Source organism: Pengzhenrongella sp. (assembly GCF_036565025.1).
In the GTDB taxonomy this organism is placed as follows: domain Bacteria; phylum Actinomycetota; class Actinomycetes; order Actinomycetales; family Cellulomonadaceae; genus Pengzhenrongella.
The window spans coordinates 1-7,650 of the sequence record NZ_DATCNW010000293.1; the positions used below are offsets into that span (position 1 = coordinate 1).

The 7,650-nt window shown below is 70.4% G+C and carries 6 protein-coding genes; 2 read left to right on the plus strand and 4 right to left on the minus strand.

Translation table 11 applies throughout. The annotated features are described in order from the left end of the window. The 3 genes from VIM26_RS16960 to VIM26_RS16970 form a co-directional block, all read right to left on the minus strand. Positions 1–726: carbohydrate ABC transporter permease (locus VIM26_RS16960; protein WP_331953294.1), on the minus strand; the 726-nt coding region annotated here is incomplete at its 3' end. Next, positions 723–1,733, minus strand: a complete 1,011-nt coding sequence (locus VIM26_RS16965; protein ID WP_414696507.1) for an ABC transporter permease — start codon at positions 1,731–1,733, stop codon at positions 723–725. The genes VIM26_RS16965 and VIM26_RS16960, both read right to left, overlap by 4 nt. Then, positions 1,730–3,403: an extracellular solute-binding protein gene (locus VIM26_RS16970; RefSeq protein ID WP_331953296.1), complete on the minus strand. Its 1,674-nt coding sequence runs from the start codon at positions 3,401–3,403 to the stop codon at positions 1,730–1,732. The genes VIM26_RS16965 and VIM26_RS16970 overlap by 4 nt, the downstream gene beginning before the upstream one ends. Positions 3,404–3,837: 434 nt before the next feature. Here VIM26_RS16970 and VIM26_RS16975 point away from each other — a divergent pair, with 434 nt between their 5' ends. Then, entirely contained in the window at positions 3,838–6,660 is a 2,823-nt protein-coding gene (locus VIM26_RS16975; protein ID WP_414696508.1) for a glycoside hydrolase family 3 C-terminal domain-containing protein, read from the plus strand. A 91-nt stretch (positions 6,661–6,751) separates the two neighbouring features. Here the strand turns inward: VIM26_RS16975 and VIM26_RS16980 are convergent, their stop codons facing one another. After that, positions 6,752–6,877 (minus strand): hypothetical protein, encoded by a 126-nt coding sequence (locus VIM26_RS16980; RefSeq protein WP_331953300.1) that lies wholly within the window; start codon positions 6,875–6,877, stop codon positions 6,752–6,754. A 218-nt stretch (positions 6,878–7,095) separates the two neighbouring features. Here VIM26_RS16980 and VIM26_RS16985 point away from each other — a divergent pair. After that, on the plus strand, positions 7,096–7,650 hold a 555-nt coding region (locus VIM26_RS16985; protein WP_331953302.1), incomplete at its 3' end, for a DUF222 domain-containing protein.

The window sequence follows — 7,650 nt, forward strand, 5'->3', positions numbered from 1 at the left end:
GACCGCGTTGAAGAACGCGTTCCAGTACGAGACGCCGTAGAACAGCGCGACGACGGCGACGGCGGCCCGGGACATCGGCAGCACGATCTTGCCCAGGATGCGCCAGTCCCCGGCCCCGTCGATCCGGGCGGCGTCGAGCACGGCCGGTTCGATGCCCATGAAGAAGTTGCGCAGGATCAGCACGTTGAACGCCGAGACGGCGCCGGGCAGGATGAGCGCCCAGTAGGAGTCGATCAGCCCGAGCGAGCTGACCAGCAGGTAGGTCGGGATGAGGCCGGCGCCGAAGAACATCGTGATGAGGAAGACGAACAGGATCGGCCGGTGCCCGAACGAGCGCGGCCGGGACAGCCCGTACGCGGCGAGGATCGAGACGACCGTGGAGAGCAGGGTGCCCACCGTCGTGACGCCGGTGCTGACCAGGACGGCTCGGGTGACGATGCCGCCGGAGAGGATCTCCTTGTACGCGTTGAGCGTGAGGTCACCGGGCACGGTCACCAGTCCGCCGGCCGCGATCGTCTCGGCCTGGGTCGACATGCTCGTGAGCAGCACCGTGTACAGCGGGAACAGGACGACGAGAACGACGCAGGTCAGCACGACGCCCTTGCCGGCGGCGCCCAACCGGGTCGGCTCCTCTTCCCAGACGGGGCGGTGCTTGTTGCGCCGTTTGCGGCGCGCAACCGGGACGGTGTCCGCGGCGCGCGAGGTCGTGAGGATCTGTTGGCTCATGCCTTCTTGTAAACCCCGTCTTCTCCGAACGCGTGGGCGAGCTTGTTCGCTCCGAGTACGAGCCCGAGGCTGACGACGCCCTTGACCAGGCCCGCCGCGGCCGCGAAGCTCCAGTCGCCGTTGACCACCCCCTGGAAGTACACGTACGTGTCGATGACCTCCGAGACCCCCGAGCCCACCGCCGCGCGTTGCAGGATGAGCTGCTCAAAGCCGACCGACAGCGCGTCACCGAGCCGCAGGATGAGCAGCAGCAGGATCACCGGACGCAGGGCCGGCAGCGTGATGTGCCAGATCCGGTGCCAGCGATTCGCGCCGTCCACGGCGGCCGCCTCGTACAGCTCCGGCGAGACGGTGCCCAGGGCCGCGAGGAAGATGATGATGCCCCAGCCCGCGTCCTTCCAGACCGACTGCATCGTGATCAGCACCAGGAAGGCGTGCGGATTGGTCATCACGTCGAAGGCCGCGTAGCCGTGGTGCCGCAGGGTCTGGCTGAGCAGGCCCGCCCCGCCGAGCATCTGCTGGAAGAGCGTCACCACGAGCACCCAGGAGAAGAAGTGCGGCAGGTAGACGATCGACTGGATGACGGTGCGGATCTTCGGGGTCATCACCGAGTTCAGCAGCAGCGCGAGGAAGATCGGCACCGGGAAGAAGAACACCAGCTGGAACGCTGTGATCGTCAGGGTGTTGCGCACGGCATCGAGGAACAGCGGGTTGCTGAACACGCGCGCGAAGTTCGCCCACGCCACGTACGGGCTGTGCAGGAACCCCGTGTACGGCGAGTAGTTCTGCCACGCGATGACGTTGCCGAGCATCGCCACGTAGGCGAAGACCACGAGCAGCAGCACCGCGGGCGCCACCATGATCAGCAGCGTGCGGTCCTGCTTGAGGCGGGTGCGCCAGCCGATCTTGCGGACGGGTCCGGCCTTCTTCGGGGCGGCCTTGCGGACCGCCGCGTCGCGCACCGGGTCGGGCGCGACGGGGCTGCCGCGTAGCGCGGGGAGCGTCACGCCTTGTCCAGGATGTCCTGGTAGAACTTGCGCAGCTCGTCACCGCCGGAGGACTTCCACGTGGCGATCGCCGCGTCGAGGTCCTTGAGCGTCTTGCGCCCGCGCGAGATGTCCTTCTCCAGGTCGACGAACGGCTGGGCGAGCGAGCCGAACTGCTGGGGCTCGGAGATCTGCTGGCCGAAGAACGCCGGCTCGACGACGAAGTCGGCGGCCTTGGTCTGCCAGGTCGAGATGGCGTCGACGTAGCCCGGGTACTGCACGTGGGTCTCGGCGATCGGGCCGTCCACCAGGAAGATGTAGGTCGGCTGGAGCTCCTTGGCGGCCAGCGGCGTCGGGACCGGCAGGCCGCTCTTGGCGTCCTTGGTGTAGTGCACGCCCTCGACCCCGTTGGTGATCAGGTTGCACTCAGAGGTGCCGAACGGCGCGGCCAGCAGGTTGGCGATGCCGAGCAGCTCGTTGATCTTGGCCTTGTCGTCGGTCTTCTTCAGGAACGAGAAGATGCCGGTCGGGTTGGTCTTGAACAGCACCGGGGTGCCGCCGTCGGCCGCGAACGGGTCGAACGGCTGCTGGGCGTAGGTCGGGTTGGCGGCGAGGTTGTCACGTAGCGCCTCGTTCCACCCGCCGAGGCCATCGTTGGCGATCAGCGTCTTGCCCGACTGGAAGCGTGACTTGGCCTCGCCGTCCTGGCCGGCCAGCGCGTCGGGGTGCACGACGCCGGATGCGAAGAGCTTGGCGTTCCACGCGAGTGCCGCGCGGTACTCGTCGGTCTCGACGCGGTGCACGAGCTTGCCGCCGTCGACCTTCCACTTCGGGACGACGCCGTGCATCAGCGTGGCGGCGGTCCACAGGTCGTCGGTGCCCCAACGCCCGGCCTTGGCGTCGGTGAGCTCCTTGGCCAGGGCGAGCAGGTCGTCGCCGTTCTTCACGTCCGGCGAGATCCCCATCTTCTTGAGCAGGTCGTTGCGGTAGAAGATCGCGTCGGAGAGGATCCCGCCCGGGAACGGCAGCCCGTAGAGCTTGCCGTTGAACACGCAGTACTTCCAGGCGGCGGACGGGATGTTGGCCAGGTTCGGGTAGGCCTTGACCTTGTCGCCCGCGAGGAACGGGGTGAGGTCCTCGAACACGTTCCCGACGATCTCCGAGCCGAACCGCGCCGGGAGGTTCCAGGTCGGCACGCAGACCCAGTCGGGCACGTCCTTGGACGAGGCGAGCACGGTCGCGAGCTTGTCGCCGTAGGTGTTGCCGTCGGTGATCTGGAACTCGATGGTCGACCCGAGCAGGTCGTTGACGGCCTTGTAGTACTGGTTGCCCTTGGTGGGCGGGATCGTGCCCCACAGCGGGGTCATTGCCTTGAACGACGCACCGCTGCCCGGGACCTTCGGGACCGACTGCACGAACTTCTCCGGCAGCTTCAGGTACCCGGGCACCGAGCCCTTCACGCTCGGGAAGTCCGGCTTCACGTAGTCGACCGGGAAGTAGCTCGGGATGACCTTCCCGGCGTCCGCCGCGGCGGGTGCGGCGCCCGTGGGCGCCTGTGCCGCGCAGCCCGAGAGCAGCGACGGCACGCCGACGACGGCGGCCCCCGCCGCGATCATGCGCAGGAACGAACGCCGACGAACGGCGATCTCCCCGACCTGTCTGCTCGCAGAGGCCAGCTGTGTGGTGTTCATCAGCGCACTTCACTTCCTTGTGGGAACGCACGTTCACGGGGCAATCCGGGGCCGGGCACGATCGTCGGTGATCAGCTCTGTGCGGCCTAGCGTCGAAGCGGTTCGACGAGTTCGCTTTCCGCGAGAGTACGCGCACTTCGCGTACGGCGCTACCCCCTTGCAACCGACGCAGCGATCACGCACGATGACAGGCAGCATGAGAGCAGGCGACGTCGCGCGACCGGCGAGATGGGTCCCCGACAGCGCCAGCCGCTCTCGTCGAACCGATTCGAAGATCATCGCCGATTCCTGACGATCTCAGCTACCCGTGAGCGACGGTCTCGCAATCGGCTCCTACGACCCACTCCCGCGACGACGAGGATCCACCTGTGCCCGACGACGACGTCCAGCTCACCGACAGCGCGCGGCCTGCCTACGCGGACACGACCCAACCGATGCTCGAGCGTGCCCGCGACCTGCTCGCGCGGCTGACGCTCGGCGAGAAGATCGCACTCCTGCACCAGCACGCGCCCGCCGTCGAGCGGCTCGGGCTCGCCGCGTTCCACACCGGCGCCGAGGCGCTGCACGGCGTCGCGTGGCTCGGCGACGCGACGACGTTCCCGCAGCCGGTCGGCCTCGCGGCGACCTGGGACCCCGACCTGCTAGCGCGGATCGGCGCGGTCGTGGGCACCGAGCTGCGCGCCAAGCACGCCGCGGATCCGAGCGTGAGCCTCAACGTCTGGGCGCCCGTCGTCAACCCGTTGCGCCATCCCCGGTGGGGGCGCAACGAGGAGGGCTACTCCGAGGATCCGCACCTCACCGCCGAGCTGGCCGGCGCCTACGCCCGCGGCCTTCGCGGGGATCACCCGGTGTACTGGCGGACAGTGCCGACGCTCAAGCACTTCCTGGCGTACAACAACGAGGACGACCGCTGTGTGACCAGCTCGCAGCTGCGTCCGCGCGTCCTGCACGAGTACGAGCTGCCCGCCTACCGCGGGCCGATCGAGGCGGGCGTCGTCGGCGCGGTGATGCCGTCGTACAACCTCGTCAACGGCCGTCCCAACCACGTCGCGCGCGAGCTGCTCGACGAGCTGCGCAGCTGGACCGACGCCTCGCTGCTCGTGGTGTCCGACGCCGCGGCGCCCAGCAACCTCGTCACCTTCGAGCGCTACTTCCCGGACCACGTCGAGAGCCACGCGGCGATGGTGCGCGCCGGGGTGGACTCCTTCACCGACAACGGCCCCGACGCCACGCCGGTGATCGCTCACCTGACCACGGCCCTCGACCGGGGCCTGCTCACCGAGTCCGAGATCGACCGCTCCGTGCTTCGCCAGCTCATGCTGCGGCTCGCGACCGGCGAGCTCGACCCCGACCTCGACCCTTACGCGGGCACCGGTGCCGACGAGATCGACCTGCCCGCGCACCGCGAGCTCGCGCGCGAGGCCGTCGCCCGTTCGGTCGTCGTGCTCGCGAACGACGGCATCCTGCCGCTGGCTCCGGCTGCGACGATCGCCGTCGTCGGCCCGCTCGCCGAGCGGGTGCTGACCGACTGGTACTCCGGCACCCCGCCGTACCTGGTCGGGATCGCGGAGGCGCTCACCGAGCGGCTCGGGGCGGGCAGCGTGCGCGTGGCCGACGGCGCCGACCGGGTCGCGCTGCGCTCGCTCACGACCGGGCGCTACGTGCGTCAGGTCGATGCCGCGACTCCCCTGCTCGCCGACGGGTCGACCGCCGGCACCGACGCCCAGTTCGACGTCGCCCAGTGGGGTGAGGGGCTCGTGACGCTGCGCGCCGTCGGCACCGGTCTGCTGTGGTCGGGTGCGGGCGGGCTCGTCCGGGCGGACTCGACCCGCGTCGCCGGGTGGGTCGCCCAGGAGAGCTTCCGCACCCACACCCACGAGGACGGGACCTGGTCGGTACAGCACGTCGGCTCCGGGAAGTGGCTGCGCGTCCAGCGGGACGCGGCCGGCACCCTGGTCGCCGAGGCGCCCGATGCGTCGAGCGCCGAACGGTTCGCCGTGCGCACGGTGCGCGCCGGGCACGCCGAGGTCGCCGCCGCCGCTGCGTGGGCCGACGTCGTCGTGGTCGCGGTCGGCAACGACCCGCACCTGCTCGGCCGGGAGACCGAGGACCGCCCGCACCTGCGGCTGCCTGACGCCTTTCACGAGATCTGGAACACCGCGCGCGAGGCCAACCCCCGCGCCGTGCTCGCCGTCGTGTCCTCCTACCCCTACGTCCTGGGAGAGGTGGCCGACGACGCCGCGGCGGTCGTGTGGTCCTCGCACGGCGGGCAAGAGCTCGGCCACGGGCTGGTCGACGTGCTCACCGGCGACCTCGAGCCCACCGGCCGGCTCGCCCAGAGCTGGGTCGCCGACGAGGCACACATCGGCGATCTGTTCGACTACGACGTCATCGCCGCCGGATCGACCTACTGGTACGCGCGGCACGACCCGCTGTACGCGTTCGGGCACGGCCTGAGCTACTCGCGGGTGGAGTACAGCGCGATCGAGCTGTCCAGCCCGACGCTCGACGCCGACGATCCGAGCGGCCCGGTCGTCGAGGCCCGCGTGCACGTGACGAACGTGGGGTCGCGACCCGTGGCCGAACTCGTCCAGCTCTACGTCACCGCCGACGACCACCGCCTGCAGGTTCCCGGCCGCCGGCTCGTCGGGCACGCGCGGGTCGACCTCGAGCCGGGGGCCTCCGCCGTCGTCACCCTTCCGGTCCGAGCCGCCGACCTGTCGATCTGGGACGTGACGAGGGACAGGTTCGTCACGGAGCCCGGGCGGTACGGCGTGCTCGCCGGCCGCTCGTCCGCCGACCTGCCGCTGCGCGGCGACCTGGAGGTCCACGGCGAGGCCGTCCCGCCACGCGCCGCGCTCGGGCGGGCGCTGCGCGCGGTCGACTTCGACGACGCGGGCGCGATCGAGATCGCCGAGCGCACACGCGAGGAGGGCGACGCCGTCCAGGTCGCCGCTCGAGCAACCTCGGGCTGGGTTGTGCTCCGCGACGTCGACGCGTCGGGCGCACGGGCCGGCACGCTCGCCCTGGCGCGCACGCGCGGCGGCAACGCGCACGTGCGGGTCGAGGTCGCCGGCGCCCCGGGCACGTGGCTCACCGCGGCGACCGCCGACGCGCCGTCGACCGGTGGGCGGCACACCTGGAGCGACGTCACGCTCGAGCCCGGCCCTGCATGGGAGCGGCTCGGGACGGGGGTCGTGGACGTGCGGCTGGTGCTGAGCGGGGCAGTGCGGGTGGGTGAGCTCCGGCTCACCTGAGAACGACGAGGCGCGCGGCACCTCCTGCGCGCCCTCCGGGTCCTGCCCGACATCGGCTGACGCAGCCCCGCGATCCACCATCCACCAAGCGTCACGAGACGCCCGCCGAGATCCGGCCCGCGCCCGTCGAGAAGTCGATATTCGCCCATCCGGGCACCTCGGGATGGGCGGAAATCGACTTCTCGAAGGAGGGTTGGTGGCTGAACGCCTGTGGCATCGGACACCATTGTCGAGAATCTTCGGAACGTCCGGAAATCCACCCCCAGGCAGCCATTGCGTGAGGTAATCCACAGATCGGGCCCGGAGGTCCCGGAATTGTTGCCGAATCGTTGCCGAATCGTTGCCGAATATCGGCGCACGCCTCTTTCAATGTCGGTGGTTTCCGGTAGAATCGATCGCAGCAGAAATCGCGAGATCGGCAGCGGGGGGTGCGAGATGGCATTCGACGACAGCGACTACTCGCGCACCGGCGCGGCACTCGTGATCGAAATGCTCGCTGATCTGTCCCTGGCCGACAAGCTGGCCGTGATGACCGCGTGCACCGACTCCGTCGCCGGGGTCGTGCCGCGGGACCTCGACGGGGCGGGAGCCCTGAAATTCTTCGACGTGACGTACGAGCAGGGTGACCGGCTCACCGCGATCGCGGCCCGGGCACTGCCGGTGGTGGACTCCGACGGGCTGTGGGCCATCGATGCCCGCACGTTCCCAGCGTGGGTCGCCGACCGGCTGCACGTCACCCGCGCGCGGGCGCACCGGCTGACGCGCCTGGGGCGGGCGCTGCGCGACGAGCTGCCGCTGACCGCCCACGCGGTCGTGTCCGGCGGGCCGGGGCGGGTCAACACCGAGGTCGCCGAGATCCTCGTGCGGACCGCCGCGACCAGCGCGGCGCGCCGCGACGCGCTGGTCGACCCGGCGAGCGACTCCGGGGAGCAGTTCCTGCTCGCCCAGGCCCGCACCATGCCCGCGGACGAGTTCCGCGACTTCGCGCGG